The organism is Pseudomonas sp. TH08 (genome assembly GCF_016651275.1).
Lineage (GTDB): Bacteria > Pseudomonadota > Gammaproteobacteria > Pseudomonadales > Pseudomonadaceae > Aquipseudomonas.
In genome coordinates this window covers 91801-111243 of record NZ_JAEKEE010000004.1, presented here as the reverse complement: position 1 = coordinate 111243, position 19443 = coordinate 91801, and the positions used below count along the sequence as shown (strand labels likewise).

Here is a 19443-nt window from a genome sequence, read left to right as displayed (position 1 = left end):
CAAAGCAACTCCTGCAAGCGTAGACACTGCATCGCAAGCCTGACGGGTTACGAAGTCGACGCGACTTGTAGGGCGATTCGCAGGCAATGGGTTTGACTCAAGGCGCGAGCTGACCGAAGCTTGCCGTTCTGCTCAAGTACGCCTGCTTTCGGAACCCTGCATGCATCAGTCCCGCCGCTACTTGCTTATCAGCCTTGGCCTGATACTCGTCATCCTCGTCGCCTGGCTGTCGCTGCGTACCAGCGCTCCTGTGGTGCCCGAAGCGATCAAGCATGGTTACAGCGAGGCGTTGGCTGCCGCTCGTGCCGGCCAGCCTGGCGCGGCGCGTCAGTTGTATCAACAATTGGGGCGTCCGGATCTGTCGGTCAAGCGCCGCGTCTGGCTGCATGCCGAGTTGCCCAACTACCCGAGCCCGCAGGCACTGAAGCTGGCTGACGCCGACCTGCAGAACGAGGCCCCGGAAGTGCGTCTGGCGGCGATCAAGAGTGTGGTTGGCCTCGTGCCCGGCGGCCAACGCAGTCTGTTGCTCGGGCCGTTGCTCGATGATGAGGATCAAGCCGTACGTTTCGCCGCCATTAACGCCCTGCTTGGCCTGACGCCGGATGAGTTAGGGTTGTATTTCGGCCCATTGCAGCAAGGCATCGATGCCTGGGAACAGGTGCTCAAAGGCCAGCCACCAAGCGCTGAAACCTACGCGCAACTGGCGCGCCTGCATTTGCACAATGCCGAACTGAAACAGGCCCAGGACGCACTGGAAAACACCCTGCGACTGGCGCCGGGTAACTTGTCGGCGCTGGTCATGCAGATCGATGTGCTCGATCGTCTGGGCCAGAGCGACGCAGCCCGCCAATTACTCGCCCAGCAGCTGAAAGCGCAACCTGATTCGGCCTATCTGCAACACGCCCTGGGCCTGTGGCTATTGCACCACGGTCAACGCGAATACGCGCTGCTCGGATTGTCGAAAGCGGTCGAACTGGAGCCGGACAACAAGGATTATCGCTACGACCTCGCCACCACACTGCATGGCGCCGAAGAACTGGAAGCAGCGCAGAAACAACTACAGGAAATCGTCCAGCGCCATCCCGCTGACCGCAAGGCGCGGGTGCTGCTGATCAATTACTGGAAAGAAAGCGGGCAGTTGCAGAATGTGCAGATCCTGTTGGCGCAACTTGAGCAAATGAATCCAGACGACCCGGCCCTCCAACAAGGCCTCTGACCTGTGGCGAGGGGATTTATCCCCGATGGGGCGCGAAGCGGCCCTCCTCAGCCCAGAGCCTGTTACCCAGGCCATCAGGGATAAATCCCCTGCCCACCAAGAAAATGTGGAACTGCCATCACGCCCGCGGGTCAAGTAATCAGGCCGTCTGTTTCAGTCAGCCGCCTCGATTCCCCTAGTCATGAGAGGGCATTTTTTGTCTACATCTAACGAGTTGATCAGTGCGAAAGCCGCTACCGGTGTTGTCGGTCTGGACGACATCCTTGCCGGTGGCTTGTCTCGCGGTCATGTTTTTCTGCTGGAGGGTGAGCCCGGAACCGGCAAAACCACGGTCGCTTTGCATTTTCTGATGGCCGGCGCGCGAGCCGGCGAACGCTCGTTGTACATCACGCTGTCGGAAACCGAACGTGAATTGCGCCAAGGCGCGCTTTCCCATGGCTGGGAGCTGGGTGACAACATCGAAATCTTCGAGTTGACCCCACCAGAGAGCCTGCTCAACGCCGAGCATCAGCAAAGTCTTTTGTATTCATCCGATCTGGAACTGGGCGAAGCGACCAAACAGATCTTCGAAGTGGTCGAACGTTTCAAACCCACACGCGTGGTCCTCGATAGCCTCTCCGAAATTCGCCTGCTGGCGCAAAGCTCTCTGCGTTATCGCCGACAGATCCTGGCGATCAAGCACTACTTTGTGCGCTATGACGCCACGGTACTGCTACTCGATGATCTCACCACCGAATCCCTCGATAAAACCGTGCACAGCGTAGCGCACGGGGTCATTCGCCTTGAGGAGTTGACGCCCAACTACGGTGCCGAGCGACGTCGTGTGCGGGTGGTCAAATATCGTGGGCAGAAATACCGCGGTGGTTTCCATGACTTCACCATCATGGGCGACGGCGTGCATGTGTTCCCGAGGCTGGTGGCCGCAGAGCATCGCGGCGACTATTCACGTCTGCAATTGACCAGTGGCATCAAAGAAATGGATGCACTGCTTGGTGGCGGCATCGAAACCGGTTCGAGCACGCTGATTCTCGGCCCGGCAGGCACAGGCAAATCGCTGATTTCGATGATTTTCGCGGCATCAGCGGTCGCCCGTGGTGAAAAAGCCGCGCTGTTCATCTTCGATGAGGAATTAGGCCTGCTGTTCGAACGCATGAAAAACATCGGTATCGACCTCAAGGCCTTGCAGGCCACCGGCAACCTGCTGATCGAGCAAGTAGACGCTGCAGAGTTGTCGCCCGGCGAGTTCTCCCACCGCGTGCGCCGCTGCGTCGATGAGGGCGACATCAAAACCGTCGTCATCGACAGCATCAACGGTTATCAGGCAGCGATGCCCGAGGAAAACGCGCTGGTACTGCACATGCACGAATTGTTGCTGTACCTCAACCGCAAAGGTGCAGCGACGTTCATGACCGTTGCCCAACATGGTCTGGTCGGCGATATGCAGGCTCCCGTGGACATCACTTATCTGGCCGACACGGTGATCCTGTTGCGCTACTTCGAAGCCCTCGGCAAAGTCCGCCGGGCGATTTCCATCATCAAAAAACGCACCGGCAGCCACGAGTCGACGATTCGTGAATATCGTATTTCGGCTCAAGGCATGACCATCGGTGAACCGCTGGAGGCTTTCCAGGGCGTACTGCGCGGTGTTCCAACTTATATGGGGGCAAGTAATCCGTTGCTTCAGGAAGGCAGCCCGTGACGGTTTCCGTGCCACTGGCCGAGAGGGCGCTGATTCTCGCGCCCCTGGGCCGCGACAGTCAGATTGCGTTGATGATCCTCAACGAGGCCGGCTACAACGGCCTCGTCACCGCCGGACTTGGCGCGTTGTGCTCAGAGCTTGAACGCGGGGCAGGCTTGCTGCTGATCGCCGCTGAAGCGTTGGGTGGCCCGGAGCTGGAAGCACTGCTCCAGTATCTGGAACAACAGCCCGCATGGTCAGATATGCCGATAGTGCTGTTGACACATCATGGCGGTCAGGAACAAGGCCCCTCCTCTCAACTGAGTAAACTGCTGGGTAACGTGACGTTCCTTGAGCGGCCATTTCACCCAACGACGCTGGTCAGCCTGGTCTCCGCTGCCCTGCGCGGACGACGACGACAGTACGACGCCCGCGATCGGCTGATCGACCTGAGTGAAAGTGAACGGCGCCTGCAGTCAACGCTGGAAACCCTCGAGCAACAGGTCGAGGAGCGCACCGCGCAGCTGCGACATAATGAAGAGGCCTTGCGACAGTCGCAGAAAATGGAAGCGGTCGGCCAGCTCACCGGCGGCATCGCCCATGACTTCAACAATATGCTCACCGGCATCATTGGCAGTCTTGAGCTGTTGCGCCGGCGCCTGGCGCGCGGGCGCACGGAAGATCTGGACAGCCTGATCGATCTGGGCGTGACCTCGGCCAACCGCGCCGCCGGCCTGACGCACCGTCTGTTGGCGTTTTCCCGACGCCAGTCACTCGATTCCAAAGCCGTGCAGATGAACACCCTGGTGCTGTCGATGGGCGAACTGCTGCAACGCAGTCTCAACGAAAGCATTCAGTTGGACATGCGCTTGGACGACAGGCTTTGGGTAGCCGAAGCGGATCCCAATCAGTTGGAAAGCGCCCTGCTCAACCTCGTCCTGAATGCCCGCGACGCGATGCCAGACGGCGGCAAACTGGTGGTGGAAACCAGCAATCAGGTGTTGCAGCACGATTTCACCGAGGCCTACAGCAATCTGAAACCCGGCGAATACGTGATGTTGAGCGTCACGGACAACGGCAGCGGCATGCCGGAAAGCGTGATCAACCGCGCGTTTGATCCGTTTTTCACCACCAAACCGATCGGCCAGGGCACCGGGCTCGGCCTGTCGATGATTTACGGGTTCAGCAAGCAATCACACGGGCACGTGTCGATCGACAGCGAAATCGACCAGGGCACCACGGTCAAACTGTATCTGCCACGCTTTCGCGGCGAAGAGCTTGAGCGCCCTGACACCGATGTCCAGCAAGCCCCGGACGCACTGGACGGCGAAACCGTGCTGATCGTCGAAGACGACCCGGCGGTGCGTGTGCTGGTCAGCGCAGTGCTCGGCGAGTTGGGTTACGCGTATGTGGAGGCCAGCGACGCCGATGGTGCCGTGCCGATTCTGAACTCGGCGCAACGTATCGATCTGCTGATCAGCGATGTTGGATTGCCGGGCATGAACGGCCGGCAATTGGCAGAGGTCGGACGCCAGTATCGACCCGGCCTGAAAGTGCTGTTCATTACCGGTTATGCCGAACATGCCGCCGTGCGTGGCGGTTTTCTGGACTCCGGGATGCAGATGATCACCAAGCCGTTCACCTTTGACCTGTTGACCGCCAAGGTGCGGGAGATGATTCGTGGGTGACCCCCTCAAAAAACTTCTTGTAGGAGCTGCCGGAGGCTCGGGCCGCGATCGGACGATCTTTTGATCTTGTTTTCAAGATCAAAAGATCGCAGCCTCCGGCAGCTCCTACAGGGAGATATTCAGGTCAGGTGTTTTGGATCAGGCCAGTAGCTCCTGGATCTTTTCCTGCAGAACGTCGAGGTCGAATGGCTTTTCCAGAATCGGTGCCCGGCGCGTGATCGGGCTACCGGTCTCGCGGATCTCCTGCGGGTAACCGCTGATGAAGATCACCTTGAGGTCTGGTCGCAGCTTCACGGCAGGCTCGGCGATCTGCACGCCGGAAATGCCGCCAGGCAGGCGAAAGTCGGTAATCAACATGTCCAGATGCGGTTTACTCGCGAGGATCTCGAACGCCTGCTCGCCGTTTTCGGCCTGCAGCACGCGATACCCCTGCCCTGACAAGTAATCGGTCAGGATCATCAAGATAACCGGTTCGTCCTCGACGACGAGTACTACATCTTGTGCATCTACGCTCATGGGAAGCCTTTGTTCGGTCAATAGCTGCTGATACGACCGTGTGGTCACTCAGAGGTTGCGTCGGATCTGCCGTTTTCCTGAATTGGCAGACAAACGCGAAACAGGGCGCCCTCGTTGATTTCACTCTCGACGACGATTGAGCCGCCATGGGCGGCGACGATCTGCTCGGAAATGAACAGACCCAGCCCGAGCCCGGCCACTACCGTCTTGGCGGAAACCCGTTCGAACTGTTGGAAAATACGCTTCTGGTTCTCGGGGCTGATACCGATGCCTCGATCCTGCACTTCGACCCGAGCTTCATTGCCTTGGCGATAGACACGCACCTGAACCGGGCTGCGACCGCCGTAACGCAGGGCGTTGGTAATCAGATTCGAGACGACCTGTTCGATGCGGAACTCATCCCAATTGCCTTCTACCGGATCACTCGCGGTAAAGGTCACTTCAGTCTCCGCCGCCTCGATCTGCTGCGCGAAGTTCTGCAGCAGATTGCTGACCAATTGCACCAGATCGAAACGGTTCGGCCGGATCGACAGCTTGCCGGTGCGAATGCGCGACACGTCGAGCATGTCTTCGATCAGACGGATCAGGCTTTTGATCTGCCGCTCATCACGATCGACCATCGCATGCATCTTGTCGAGGGTGAACGCTGCGGCGTTGTCTCGCGCCAGGTGCATCTTGCGCAACTGGGTTTCGAGTATCAGGCCATTGAGCGGCGTTCGCACTTCGTGAGCGACGATTGACATGAAGTCGTCACGCATCCGCACAGCCTGCTCCAACTCCAGTTGCGTGCTTTGCAACTGCTGCAGCAACGCCTCCTGCTCACGGCGAGCCTGCTCCAGTGCTTCGACCTGTTGCTTCATGGCCTTGCTCTGGCGGTACAGGTCGACGAAGACATTGACCTTGCTCTTCACCGCGTGGATATCCAGCGGTTTGTGCAGGAAGTCCACCGCCCCGCTCTCGTAGCCCTTGAACGCGTAGTTCAGTTCACGGCCGGCGGCGCTGACGAAAATGATCGGGATGTTCTTGGTTTTCTCGGTGCCGCGCATCAACTCGGCGAGTTCAAAGCCGTTCATGCCTGGCATCTGTACGTCGAGGATGGCCATGGCGAACTCATGCTGGAGCAGCAGCGACAACGCTTCGTCCGCCGACAGCGCCTTGTAGACGGTGCGGTCTTCGCGTTTGATCAGCGCTTCAAGCGCCAGCAGGTTTTCCGGCAGATCGTCGACGATCAGCAGTTTGGCTTGGATATTACTCAACATGCGATTCGTTCCAGCTCGACAAGCAGACGGCCGATGCCGTGAATGGGTAGGACATGATCCGGCTGCTGAATGTTCAATGCAGCCTGAGGCATGGTGGCGACTTGCGCCTCTTGCGGGTCCTGGACGATGGTCAGTCCGCCCCGGCGTTTGACTTCAGCCAGGCCGCGCGCACCGTCATGATTGGCGCCAGTCAGCAGCACAGCAGCCAGCGCCGGGCCGTAGGCGTCAGCGGCCGACTCGAACAAGTAATCGATCGAGGGCCGGGAATAATGCACACGGTCTTCAAGACTCAAAGACAGGCTGCGGTCGTGTTCCACTGACAGGTGATAACCCGGTGTGGCGAAATACACCGTGCCGCCGACAATGTCCTGTTTGTCGACGGCCTCATGCACCGGCATATCCAGACGCCGGGAGAACACTTCAGCCAATTGGCTGCGGCGCTCTTCGGGCAGGTGCAGGACGACAATGATCGGCAGAACGAAGCCCGCGCGCAGCGGCGCGAGCAGCGTCAGCAACGCTTCCACGCCACCAGCGGAAGCGCCGACCACAATCGCCTCGACGCGAGGCAAATCGAAATCCTCGTTCATTTTTTACGGTAGATCCGTTCTTGTTTAACCAAGGGTTCGAACTGACCGGCGTAGTTGGAAAAGTCCAGCGTCTCCTTACTGCCAAGTACCAGGAAACCGCGATGGCACAGCGATTCATGGAACAACCCGAACGCCCGATCCTGCAGTTTCTTGTTGAAATAGATCAACACGTTGCGGCAGGAAATCAATTGCGTTTCGGAGAACACGCTGTCGGTCGCCAGGCTGTGATCGGCGAACGTCACGTTGTCGCACAGGCTCTTGTCGAAGATCGCATAGCCATACGCTGCCGTGTAGTAGTCGGCAAAGGAACACTGGCCACCCGCCTGCTGGTAATTGGCAGTGTAGGCACGGACGTTCTCCATCGAGAAAATGCCCTGCTTGGCCTTGTCCAGCGACCGCGGATTGATGTCGGTCGCGTAAATGATCGTGCGATCGAGCAGGCCCTCCTCGCGCAGCAGGATGGCCATCGAATACACCTCCTCGCCCGTGCTGCAACCGGCGATCCAGATTTTGATCGACGGGTACGTGCGCAACAACGGCACCACTTCCTTGCGTATCGCCAGAAAGTGCGAGGGATCGCGAAACATCTCACTGACCGGGATCGTCAGCAATTGCAGGAGCTGCATGAACGCGGTCGGGTCGTGCAGGACTTTTTCCTGCAGGGCCGAAATAGTCGCGCATTCGAACTGATTCAACGCGTGCTGCACGCGGCGCTTGATCGAGGCGCCGGAGTAGTCGCGAAAATCGTAGCTGTACTTGAGGTAAATAGCCTCGATCAACAGCCGTAATTCGATTTCGCTGTTTCGTTCCGCTGGAGTGCTGCGTTCCACTAAATACGTTCCATCTTCGGTAACCACACGCGAATCAGCGAGAACAGGCGATCCAGGTCAATGGGCTTGGCCAGGTAATCGTTGGCGCCAGCCTGCAGACAGCGCTCCTGATCGTCCTTCATGGCCTTGGCCGTCACCGCGATGATCGGCAATTTGCGCCAGCGCGGATCCTTGCGGATTTCAATGGTGGCTTCGAAACCATCCATTTCCGGCATCATCACGTCCATCAGCACCAGATCGATGTCCTCGACTTCATTCAACTTTTCAATCGCCTCACGACCATTACGGCCGATCACCACGACTGCGCCTTTGTGTTCCAGCGCACTGGTCAGCGCGAAAATGTTGCGCACATCATCGTCGACCAGCAACACCTTGCGACCCTCGAAGACTTTGTCGCGGCTGCGCGCAGTCTTGAGCATCTTCTGCCGTTCATGGGACAACTGCGATTCGACTTTGTGCAGAAAGAGTGTGACCTCGTCCAGCAAGCGCTCCGGCGAGCGTGCACCTTTGATGATGATCGAGCGCGAATATTTACGCAGATCGGCTTCCTCATCGCGGGTCAGGTTACGCCCGGTATAGACGATGACCGGCGGGAACGAGCAGATGTCTTCGGTGGACATGCGCTTGAGCAGATCGTTGCCGAGCATGTCCGGCAACTTGAGGTCGATGACCATGCAATCGTAGATTGTCGTGCGTAGCAGCTCCAAAGCGTCCTGGGCGAGGCCAACAGCGGTGATCTCAATGTCTTCGTCGCCAATCAGGCGCGCGATACTTTCGCGTTGCAGATCGTCATCTTCAACCAGCAGGACACGTTTGACCTTCTGCGTCAGTTTGGCTTCCAGGCGAGCGAATACATCCTTGAGCTCTTCGCGGGTGGTCGGTTTGACGGCATAGCCAATGGCACCCATGTGCATCGCCGCTTCGACCCGGTCCTCGACCGAAATCACGTGTACCGGTATGTGGCGGGTTTCCGCGTGCTCCTTCAGACGTTGCAGCACGGTGAGGCCGGAGTGATCCGGCAGGCGCATGTCCAGCAGGATCGCGTCCGGCAGGAATTCGCGAGCGAGGTCATAACCTTCGTCGGCACCGTGGGCCACCAGGCATTGGTAACCCAGTTCGTGGGCCAGGTCATACAGGATATGGGCGAAATTCGGCTCGTCTTCCACCACCAGAATGCAGCGTGTGACGAACGGAGCCTTGTCGCGGTCATCGGCAAAGCGCGGAATGTGCACCGGCGCCATCGACGAAACAGCAGGCACCACGGGTGCCGGAGCGCTTGGCGCTGGCGGCGTGAAGGTCAACGGTGCGCTCAAGACTTCGCCGTCTTCACTGTATTGCTGCGGCAGCAACAAAGTGAACACGCTGCCCTGCCCCGGCGTACTGCTGACGCTGATCGAGCCGCCGAGCAAAGTCGCCAGATCGCGGGAAATCGACAGACCGAGTCCGGTGCCGCCGTATTTGCGGTTGGTCGTACCGTCGGCCTGGCGGAAGGCTTCGAAAATGCTTTCCTGCTGATCGGCTGCGATGCCGATGCCCGAATCGCGCACGATGAATGCAATCTGCTCGTTCGGCTGACCGGCGATGGTCAGGCTGACGGTGCCTTTCTCGGTGAATTTGACGGCGTTGGACAGCAGGTTTTTGATTACCTGTTCCAGACGCTGACGGTCGGTGAACAGCGTGGCCGGCGTACCCGGCTGCAAGTCGACGTTGAAGGTCAGCTTTTTATCAGCCGCCAGTGGCTCGAACACACCGCGCAGGCCATCGGCAAGACGGGCGACGCTGGTGTTCTCCGGAATCACTTCAAGTTTGCCCGCCTCGACTTTGGAGATGTCGAGAATGTCGTTGATCAGGTTCAGCAGATCGTTGCCGGCCGAGTAGATCGACTCGGCAAATTTGACCTGTTCGGCACTGAGGTTGTCCTGCGGGTTTTCTGCGAGCAACTTGGCCAGGATCAGCGAACTGTTCAGCGGCGTGCGCAGTTCGTGGGACATGTTGGCGAGGAACTCGGACTTGTACTTGCTGGAACGCTGCAGCTCTTCGGCGCGCTCTTCCAGTTGCACTTGCGCCTGATTGAGTTCGGTGTTTTTCAGGTCCATCGCGTCGCGCTGTTCGGCCAGGGTTTGTGCCTGTTCGGCCAGTTGCTCGTTGGTCTGCTCCAGTTCGACTTGCTGGGTTTCCAGATGCGCCTGAGACTCTTTGAGAATCCGCGACTGTTCTTCCAGCTCTTCGTTGGCGGTTTTCAGTTCTTCCTGCTGCACCTGCAACTCTTCGTTAAGCTGCTGGGTTTCGGCGAGCACTTCCTGCAAGCGCTGACGATAGCGCGCCGCTTCGATGGACGTGCCGATGTTGCCGGCAATCAGCTCCAGCAACTCAATATCGCGATCATTGAGTGGACGCAGGAAGCCCAGTTCGATCACGCCGTTGACCCGCTCGTCATCACTCGTCGGCACTACCAGCACACTGTGCGGCAGCCCTTCGCCGAGGCCGGAGCTGACTTTGAAGTAATCGGAGGGCACCGAGTCCAGGCGAATCAACCGTGCCTGCTGGGCGACTTGGCCGACAATGCCTTCGCCGCTATAGATAGATTGATCCTGTTCTTCCTGTTCGCGGGAGAAGCCGTAGGTCGCCACACGTTTGAGACCGCCGTGCTCTTCACGCACATAGATCGCCGCCACGGCAGTGCCGAGGTACTGGGCGCAGAACTGCAGAATATTGCGGCCCAACAGATTAAGGGTGAGTTGCCCCAGCACCTGCTCGGCGAGTTCGGTCTGGCCGTTACGTAGCCACGCCTGCTGTTCGAGACGCACAGCGCTGGCCTGTTGTGCCGCCAGCGTGGCGCCGTAGCTTTCGGACAGGTTGACCAGATCGCGTCGCCCGATATACGCCAGCAGACCGCTGATGCCCGCCACGAACAGCAAATACAGGGTAATGCTCCAGATCGTGGTGCGGCGCACTTCTTCGTTGCGCGTGGTGCGCAACTGCTGCTCCATATCGATCACGTCTTCGAACTGCTTGCGAATTTCGTCGGTCAGGCGCTTGCCACGCCCGGCCTTCACCGCGCCACGGTAGTCACCGCTGCTGCGCTGCAAGTCGATCATCGACTGCGCGTATGTCGCCCACTCGGTCTGCAACGCTTGAAGACGGCGCAGGCGATCGGTCTGCACCGGGTTGTCGGCCGTCAGTTCGAGCAAGGTATTGAGCGCCACATTGATCCGCGGCTTGGCCGTTTCGTACGGATCAAGGAAATGCTCGTCACCGCTGAGCAGAAAACCGCGCATGCCGGTTTCCAGGTCAACCGTCAGTTTTACCGCTTCGTTGGCGTTATTGATCACCCGATCGGTGTGCTCGACCCATTGGATAACCGATAGCAGATACGTGATCAGCGATACGAAGAAGACGGCACTGAGTACACCAACACCCAGCGGCAGGCTGATGTTGCGACTGAGAATTTTGCGAAACCGTTGCTCATCAACCGAAGACGGAGAGGACATGAGGTAGCCTTGTCGAACTGTTGAAAACCCGAGAGTTTGCCCCAAAACAGTGACGCGGATCCATTTTTCTCACACATTTGGCCGCAAATTCCTACGCTCACCGGCGTGTTCGCGGCCACGAACAGTTATCCTTGCCGCCCCGGCTGCAGCTATGCTTTTTTTGTTGCAAGCGGGGAACTTGTGGCACTGCGCCACTTACTGATGAAAGAGCCCGGCATTTTTGATCGACCGGCGACCCTGAACTGACTTTTGAGAGCCTGAATATGTCCGCCAACCAATCCACCATCCTGGTCGTAGAAGACGACGGCATCGTGCGCATGCTGATTGTCGATGTGCTGGAGGAGTTGGAGTTCAAGGTGCTTGAAGCTGACGGCAGCGAACAGGCATTGGAAAAGCTTGAAGATCCGGATCAGCAAATCGATCTGATGATGACCGATGTAGGCCTGCCGGGCATGGACGGTCGTGAACTGGCGAATGAAGCACGAAAACTGCGCCCCACCCTGCCAATTCTATTTGCCAGTGGTTATGCCGAAAACATCGACGTCCCTGCTGACATGCACGTCATTGGCAAGCCGTTTTCGATTGATCAGTTACGCGACAAAGTAAAAAGTATCATTCAGTAAGCAATTAAACAGCCCCCTTCAATCAAAGTTGAAGGGGCACTCCGCCGCATGCCCCCCACAAAGATAACAACTCGTAAGCAGTTGAAAAACACACTTACATAACGCTTATTGATAAACAATCCACAACAAAAGAGGATCGCTCAAACATAGACGCAATGCATAAAATGGATTTTTCATGAACGTAAAAAAATTGGACTACACGGCTCAACGTTTCTTATCAAGACCCATCTCCTACTCCGACTTCGAAAGCGAGCACGCGCAAAGTGATATTCGTGAGCGAGAAGAAGTCATTTATAAACTCAAACAGCGCCTGGCGCACCTTGATCCAGCGGAGACACTTACGCTGGATGGCGCTACTCTTTCCCTGGAATCGGGGTCCTCACTTGAGGATGCTCTGCTCCCTGGCAGGCAGCTACTGCAACGCCTGTTAGAACACGCCTCCTTCAAAAGATTGATCGCCACGTTGAAACTTTCCGAAGACGCAGTCTTTGAAGTGACGACCCAAGGCGAAATAAACGCGAAACACTTCAACAAAATCGTCGATTTTGCAAACACCTTCAAACGTGCACCTGATCTTGAAGATGATCTGCAGCTATTGATTGAAATGGCCGAATTGACCGGCGGCAAGATCTCCACCACAGACCAGATAGATTTAGTGCAATGGCTGGTTTTCCACAGCTATTTGATTCCGCACAAAGCAGCCGAGGGTTCCCGACTGGTGGAATTCATGGAAGCCAAAACGCCCGCAAGCCCGGAGTTGGGCAACTATTGGGAAATGATCAAGGCTGTAGAAGGCAGTACAGCGACACTTTCTGCAACTCAACGGAGTGAGTTCCGCAAACTCATCTCCAGTTATCTAAAAAAACAATCGCTCCTAGAGCATTTGTCCGAGAACATTTTCGGCGGGCATGGGCCCTTCAAACGCTCCGAAGCCGAGGAGATTATTGAGAAGCTTGTTTCGAGCACCGTCGCCGCCCAATGGGCGGACGCCTATGTACGCGATCTGGGCTGGTATGGCGCACAAGCCGGCCAGCCTCAGTCACAAACGTCGCGCAAGCAGATTATTCTGACGTCGTTGCTGCTTGATCTGCATCCGCAAGTCGGTGAGCAAGTGCCGCGAAATCATGTTGCCGGTTTCGATTTTTATGCTGTCGAGCATCTGGAAAAGTCCTTCCCCGAGATTCAAACCGACTTCGAAAACCACCTGATCAAGCATCACAGGGTGAGCAACAAGAATGTGGCATTGGCCGCTCATTTGTTGCTGGCGGAGCCTGCACCGGAGTTTCTGGTCAAAGATCTGCCTGCCACTGTTCTCCTGGGCACGCCGCATTGCGTAGAGTTTTGCCGAATCGTGGCGGTGCAGGAAATCATATCGCCCGGTTCCACTCGATCGATGACTTATGCGCAACTGATGCAACTTTCGACACTGGAGCCGATGACCGAGTCGCGCAAGATACTCGATGCTTTGGCCGCCGTAGACCCTCTGATTGATTGGGCCCTGCTCAACAACATTGTCACGCCTGAGGACGTCAGAAAATCAATCCCTGACTCACTGAAGATCGCCACGGACGCCTATGCCCGACATGCTAAGACACTTGCCGAAAACGCTGAAACATTAACGCGCCCCCTGCCCACGCGCAGAAGCGTCGCACTGGACATCCTTGAGCAGGTCGCCAAGGGATGCACTTATCTTGAAAACGATGTCCTTCATCAATCGCGCAATCGACCGCTGGAAGACGCTTACACTTCACTTCGCCTGTCGCCTGTCGAACTGCACATGTCCAACGATCTGGCGACCGGAGACTGGGATTTGAAAAAAGGGGAAAGTATTTATAAAGCGTTCCCCAACCTGTTGCGCAATCTGGTTTCTCCCGACGGAGAGTTCCACCGTCAGTTCAATCGGGCCTATGTCGTGCATGCGCAAGCCATGCACACACATTTGAAGCAGGCATTTTCCATGCTGCCGCTGCCAGAGCGGACTCGTCTGCTCAAAGGCAAGGTGACCCTATTCACCGTAAGACCTTCGGTAGCGAAACTCCAATCGATTACGGGTATCACCGCCAATCCCCTCGCAATGGCCTTAGACTCGGTACTGAAGGTGACCGGGCGTGAACCGACAGAAAGTCATAAGGAAATAGACGAGGTCAAGGGTCGCTATGGCGTCGTGATCTATTGCGAGTTCGATGGCCAGGTTTCGTGTCATGAATTGTTCACCTTGCATGGCACCTGTCGAGAAAACACTGAGTTGGGAGCACTGATTCAAAGAGAAAAATGATTGAACCCAACCGCTCGCCGTCCTGGGATCAACTATTCTGCGCCCGCAAAAGTGCAACAGTTGCCCATGAATATCGAGTGCTATACCCATGGGGTTACACCGGGGCTCACCGGTGTCAGTTCGGGTGTAATTGACAAACTCGCTGAGCTATCGCCTTCTCCATCGCCGGCAAGGGTCAACGGTTATTACCAAAGTTTCTACTCGTCAGAATTCGATCGCCTGGCGAACTTTGTACTCAAGCACAGACCTGTCGCGACCTACGATGAGTTGGTCAAAGAATGCTGGGGACAAACCAGGCTTGAAGCAATCAGAGAAAAACGGGATAAGGATCTGGATACCTTCCTCAACGTTGTCGTGCCTTTCAAATCCTGTATCGAAGATCTCAACTCAGATGACCTGGATCGGCAAATGCAAGGGGCAGTAGCGTGCACTCTGGAAGTTGCAATGACCATCCTGTTAGTGGTCGGAGCCATCGCCAAGATTGCCAGCGTGACCGCCAAGAGCATCAGTATTGCCACGAAGGCCGGCGAAATAGCTTTGATAGGGGGTGGCCTGGTCAGCAGCGTTATCAATCCGCTGGATGGAGTAACCGATCTACTTGTAAAGGGCGGAAAATTTTTACGTAAAGGCTGGCACAGCAGTGTGACAGCCCTCGAAGGCGCCATTTACGATGCGCGAAAATGGTCGGGGAAAACGCCCTACACTGCACTCACCACGGCAGTCGATCCGGATATTATTCGTCTGGGTACCCGACAATATGCACAAAACGCCACGGACGTTTTCCAGGTGTGGGGCATACGCCACACTGATGAATGGTACGCGTTGAACCGTTTGGGTGAGCCTTGGGGTCCCCCTTGAGAAACCTTAAACTGTTGCCGGAATCATTATTCAACTTCTTCAGAAAACCGAATCCCATCCCCTACACTCGAGACTATGTGGGAAAAGCCTTACCCATTGCCAAGGACAGACTGGATGTTGCAATCAGACTTCTGGAACGTCCAGGTGCCGACACTCGACGCGTTATCAAATACTTGTTCGGAACAAGTTCAGACGACGCCGTTGAATACTTCCTTCGGTCGTTACGCAAAATACGTGAAGAGTTTGATGCCATTTCGGTTGCCAACATGTCTTTCCGGCGACGTGGCCCAGATGCTTTGGCATCGATTGACACGGAACACTATCAACTATGGTTGGCGGCGGAAAAGAATGGAACTCCGGTGAGCAACTCAGTGAAAAAATTTATAAAAATTTACCCCGAGCATCTTGATCACTTCTACAAAAAAGAAAAATTTGCGGACGCGAGAATCGCAGACGTTTTGATTCACGAGATGTCGCACGGCACTAACGACACCCTCGATTTGTACTACTCGCGAGGAGCAAAAAACAACATGACTGATGTCGCCAGCCTGGTGGATCTCGCCAGAAAACCGGACATGGCCAAACCTGACTCTCGCACTGTTCATAGAGCAAATGATATTCAGGAAACGTTTCATCTGAGTCGTTTTGATCAAAATCGCAACAGTCTGCCGAAGATCGTCCAGGATAACCCCGCTTTTCATAATGCTCAAAGCAATGAGGTCGCGGTTACATTGCTGAATCAGAGCCAAACCGACCCTGCGAAATTTTTATCGAACATGACAGTTATACAAAAAACGGTAGAAAAACATAACACGACTGATTCGATCTCCAAGCTGAAAATCAGTCTCTCGATATAGGGTTCTGTTGCAGGCTGAACCCCGCTTCAACGGCCGCTGTGGTTTAATTGCGGCCGTTTTTTTGTTCCCCTCGCCTGCTGCAAAGGATTTCCATTCATGTCTCAGCCTGTCGCCACCAAAGTCCTGGTCATCGGATACGTCTGGCCAGAGCCGCGCTCCTCAGCGGCGAGCGGGCACGTCATGCAAATCCTCGAAACATTCCTGCAACAAGGCTGGGACATTACCTTCAGCAGCCCGGCCGGCCCAGGCGAACACAAGGCGGATCTGGCGGAACTGGGCATCCGCGAAATGCCGATCGAACTCAACAGCAGCAGTTTCGACACATTCATTCGCGAGCTGGCGCCGGACATTGTCTTGTTCGACCAGTTCATGATGGAAGAACAGTTCGGCTGGCGCGTCGAAGAACAATGTCCAACCGCGCTGCGCGTGTTGGAAACTTCAGACCTGCAAAGCCTGCGACATGCGCGTCATCAACGCCTCAAGGACCGCTTGAAGGCCGACGCCAATGAGGACGACTTCAGCGAATTGTTTACCCGTGCGTTGCGCGAAGAGTTCGAGTTGATGGCGGATACCGATCTGGCCAAACGGGAAATTGCTGCGCTTTATCGGTGTGATCTGAACCTTATGATCTCCGAGGTAGAGATCGAACTGCTGCGTGAGCAGTTCGGCTTGCCGGCAGACTTGCTGCACTGGTGCCCGCTAATGATCGACCCGCCGACCGCGGCCCCGCGCGCATTCGATGATCGTGAACATTTTCTGAGTATTGGCAACTTCCGCCACGCGCCTAACTGGGATGCAGTGCTCTGGATGAAGTCGACAGTCTGGCCGCTGATCCGCCAACAACTGCCAAAGGCACAGCTTCACCTTTATGGCGCTTACACCCCACCGAAAGCCACGGCACTGCACAATCCCGCGCAAGGTTTTCATGTCATGAACTGGGCTGAAGATGCTTTGCAAGTGATGTCTGCTGCCAAAGTGTGTCTGGCGCCGTTGCGTTTCGGCGCCGGGATCAAAGGCAAATTGATCGATGCCATGTTATGCGGTACGCCAAGCGTTACTACGCCGATTGGCGCAGAGGGCATGCACGGCGATCTGGCCTGGCCCGGAGCTGTCACCCGCACGGCGACGGAGTTCGCAAACCATGCCGTTCAGCTTTATAAGGATGAGGCGCTTTGGCAAGCGGCACAGAAGGCAGGAGACACTTTGCTCGGGGAGCGTTACCAATACGCCGTGCATGGCCCGACACTTATCGAAAAACTGCGCCATTGCCAAGAGCATTTAAAAGCACTTAGAAACAGCAACTTCACTGGCAGCATGTTGCGGCACCACCAGCACAAAAGCACTAAGTATATGTCGCAATGGATTGAAGCGAAGAACCTGAAAATATAAGCCACCACAACTTCTCCATTACATCCGGAATCAAAACACGACTTGGCAAACAACATAATTAAGATTTAAAACATCCTACAGGTAACGCACTAACATTTGCACTGTGCGCCTTTTAACTAATGCAGGATGCATACATGAACGCTATTAATCAAGGCAACTACTCCAATCATAACTGGATGACGACCACCCCCCAATTTGACGCACTGTCTTTGAATGAAATGACTCTGCCGGGAACCCATAATGCCGGCAGCGACTGGAAAGCCAGCTATCCTTTTTTCGGCCCACCTCGCCACTGGCTCGCCTGTCAGCATGACTCGTTTTATGCGCAATTGAGCAATGGATCCCGAGCTCTGGATATTCGTTTGATGAGCCAGCCTTCTGCAAAGGGACTGGGCAAATTCCGAATGCATCATAATGAGCACCCCAACTCTCGAACGCTGGGCCACCTGATTTCCGACATCAATCAGTTTCTCGGTGAAAACCCTGACGAGTTCATTGTTGTAGATGTTCATAAAATGTCCGGCCCAACGTTTGACTTCCGCTATTTCAACGACGTGGTTCAGCACCTGTTCGGCGACAGAATCATTCCACCAAATAACGCACGCCTTACATTGGGGCAACTCAAAAAAATCAGCTCCACACAAAGAGTATTGTTTGCCACCCCGACTCACAGCGAGCTGTCACACGAAGTATTTTTGGGCAGATAAATCACAAATGGATTGGCACCGGCATCGCTGACGCCGATGATCTGAATAAATATATCTCTGAAGTAATGGAGTATCCGCCTGGTAAGTGGTCACTCTGGTCGCTGTCCGCAACCAGCTACACTCATATCAAAGGCCCTGTGGATATTCATGAACATTTAAATATCTGGTTCGATCCGAAAAACAGTGACTGGGCGATGAAATGCAACATTATCAATGTCGACTTCATGGAGGAGAGCAACATCGTTGCTTACTGCCACATGGCCAACCTGAAAAGGGCAGCCGGAAAGCGGTAATCAGCTGAACCCCACACGACCGCATTCCATACGGTGTCGCGCGAAGCTGAGACGGGCTGGCACTGCCGGTGTAGAAAGAGGCATGATCGGCCAGCGATAACAAAAAAGCGCTCAGCCATGACTCGAACCGCACGCGTGACCGACCCTTCCTACGAGTTGATGGATGACCACAACGGGTTATCCATCATCTATCGCCAGCACGGTTTTCCTTGCCCGCTGGTTCGCTGGCATTTTCACAAGGAGTACGAACTGCACTTGATTGTCGCCAGCTCAGGCAAGGTGTTCATCGGCGACTACATCGGCAACTTCTACCCGGAGACGCTGTTTCTCACCGGCCCGAATTTGCCGCATAACTGGATCAGCCAGGTGGCCGAAGATGAAGTCGTGGAAAAACGCGACATGCTGGTCAATTTCACCGACGACCTGTTTGAAACCGGCCATCAGGTGTTCGCCGAGCTGAAAACCCTGGTGCCCTTGCTGGAACGCGCGCAATACGGCATCGAGTTTCGCTGCAAACGCACCATCCGCCAGGCCATGACGCTGATGCAGCGGATTGCCGACTCCAAGGGTGTCACCCGACTCGGGCACTTTTTTATCCTGATGGAGTTGCTCGCGGCGAGCGATGACTTTCAGTTGCTGTCCGGCGCCACTACGCCGCAACTGGCCGATGAACACAACATCGATCGCACCAACCGCGCGGTCGATTACATTTTCAGCCATTACGCTCGGGAAATAACGCTGGAAGAGGTCGCCGACCATCTGGGCATGAAACCCACGTATTTCAGCCGCGTGTTCAAACAGGCAACCGGGCGCAATTTCATCGAATTCGTCAACCGACTGCGCATCAGCAAATCCTGCGAGTTGCTGGCCGACGGCGACAAACCGGTGACCGAGGTGTGTTTCGAGTCGGGGTTCAACAACATTTCCAACTTCAATCGGCGTTTTCAGCAGTTGAAGGGCATGACGCCTTCGCATTATCGGCGGCTCGCGGTACAGCGGCTTACCGAGCAGAACCTCGGCTGATGCGCAGCTCCCCTGTAGGAGTGAGCCTGCTCGCGATAGCGGAGTGTCAGCCAACCTATCTGCAAACTGTCACACCGCTATCGCGAGCAGGCTCACTCCTACAGGGGGTGTGTCGGCATTAGAAACCTGTACGCATTCGATAGCATTTCCCCG

15 protein-coding genes are annotated in these 19443 nt (G+C 55.9%); 10 read left to right on the top strand and 5 right to left on the bottom strand.

Going from position 1 to position 19443, the window contains the following annotated elements; genetic code table 11:
- Positions 1-160: 160 nt before the first annotated feature.
- The 3 genes from JFT91_RS17775 to JFT91_RS17765 all read left to right on the top strand — a co-directional run bounded on the left by JFT91_RS17775 (position 161) and on the right by JFT91_RS17765 (position 4582).
- Entirely contained in the window at positions 161-1216 is a 1056-nt protein-coding gene (locus JFT91_RS17775) for a tetratricopeptide repeat protein (protein ID WP_201225560.1), read from the top strand.
- Positions 1217-1412: 196 nt separating this feature from the next.
- Complete coding sequence (locus tag JFT91_RS17770) at positions 1413-2915, top strand: ATPase domain-containing protein (RefSeq protein ID WP_201233321.1); 1503 nt, start codon at positions 1413-1415, stop codon at positions 2913-2915.
- Positions 2912-4582: an ATP-binding protein gene (locus tag JFT91_RS17765; protein WP_201233320.1), complete on the top strand. Its 1671-nt coding sequence runs from the start codon at positions 2912-2914 to the stop codon at positions 4580-4582. Before JFT91_RS17770 ends, JFT91_RS17765 begins: the two co-directional genes overlap by 4 nt.
- Positions 4583-4720: 138 nt before the next feature.
- Here the strand turns inward: JFT91_RS17765 and JFT91_RS17760 are convergent, their stop codons facing one another.
- From JFT91_RS17760 to JFT91_RS17740, 5 genes are read right to left on the bottom strand one after another with little or no spacing between them, the layout of a single operon-like run.
- Positions 4721-5098 carry a response regulator gene (locus JFT91_RS17760; RefSeq protein WP_008079490.1) on the bottom strand — a complete coding sequence of 126 codons (378 nt, stop codon included), beginning with the start codon at positions 5096-5098 and terminating at the stop codon, positions 4721-4723.
- 44 nt (positions 5099-5142) lie between these two features.
- Entirely contained in the window at positions 5143-6357 is a 1215-nt protein-coding gene (locus JFT91_RS17755) for a hybrid sensor histidine kinase/response regulator (RefSeq protein ID WP_201233318.1), read from the bottom strand.
- Positions 6351-6944 (bottom strand): chemotaxis protein CheB, encoded by a 594-nt coding sequence (locus JFT91_RS17750; RefSeq protein ID WP_201225552.1) that lies wholly within the window; start codon positions 6942-6944, stop codon positions 6351-6353. Before JFT91_RS17750 ends, JFT91_RS17755 begins: the two co-directional genes overlap by 7 nt.
- A complete protein-coding gene (locus JFT91_RS17745) occupies positions 6941-7774 on the bottom strand; it encodes a CheR family methyltransferase (protein WP_201225550.1) in 834 nt (277 codons plus the stop codon). Before JFT91_RS17745 ends, JFT91_RS17750 begins: the two co-directional genes overlap by 4 nt.
- A complete protein-coding gene (locus JFT91_RS17740; protein WP_201233316.1) occupies positions 7774-11265 on the bottom strand; it encodes a response regulator in 3492 nt (1163 codons plus the stop codon). Before JFT91_RS17740 ends, JFT91_RS17745 begins: the two co-directional genes overlap by 1 nt.
- Before the next feature lie 263 nt (positions 11266-11528).
- Between JFT91_RS17740 and JFT91_RS17735 the strand changes: the two genes are divergently transcribed.
- The 7 genes from JFT91_RS17735 to JFT91_RS17715 all read left to right on the top strand — a co-directional run bounded on the left by JFT91_RS17735 (position 11529) and on the right by JFT91_RS17715 (position 19290).
- A complete protein-coding gene (locus JFT91_RS17735) occupies positions 11529-11888 on the top strand; it encodes a response regulator (protein ID WP_201233315.1) in 360 nt (119 codons plus the stop codon).
- A 175-nt stretch (positions 11889-12063) separates the two neighbouring features.
- Positions 12064-14163: a hypothetical protein gene (locus JFT91_RS29685; protein ID WP_242489304.1), complete on the top strand. Its 2100-nt coding sequence runs from the start codon at positions 12064-12066 to the stop codon at positions 14161-14163.
- Positions 14164-15021 (top strand): hypothetical protein, encoded by an 858-nt coding sequence (locus JFT91_RS29680; protein WP_242489303.1) that lies wholly within the window; start codon positions 14164-14166, stop codon positions 15019-15021. It begins immediately after the preceding gene.
- Entirely contained in the window at positions 15018-15878 is an 861-nt protein-coding gene (locus JFT91_RS29675) for a M35 family metalloendopeptidase (protein ID WP_242489302.1), read from the top strand. The genes JFT91_RS29680 and JFT91_RS29675 overlap by 4 nt, the downstream gene beginning before the upstream one ends.
- A gap of 96 nt (positions 15879-15974) precedes the next feature.
- Positions 15975-17267, top strand: coding sequence for a glycosyltransferase (locus JFT91_RS17725; protein ID WP_201233313.1), 1293 nt, complete (start codon positions 15975-15977; stop codon positions 17265-17267).
- A 134-nt stretch (positions 17268-17401) separates the two neighbouring features.
- Entirely contained in the window at positions 17402-17974 is a 573-nt protein-coding gene (locus JFT91_RS17720; RefSeq protein WP_347340641.1) for a phosphatidylinositol-specific phospholipase C domain-containing protein, read from the top strand.
- A 410-nt stretch (positions 17975-18384) separates the two neighbouring features.
- Positions 18385-19290, top strand: coding sequence for an AraC family transcriptional regulator (locus tag JFT91_RS17715; RefSeq protein WP_201233311.1), 906 nt, complete (start codon positions 18385-18387; stop codon positions 19288-19290).
- The last annotated feature ends 153 nt before the right edge of the window (positions 19291-19443 follow it).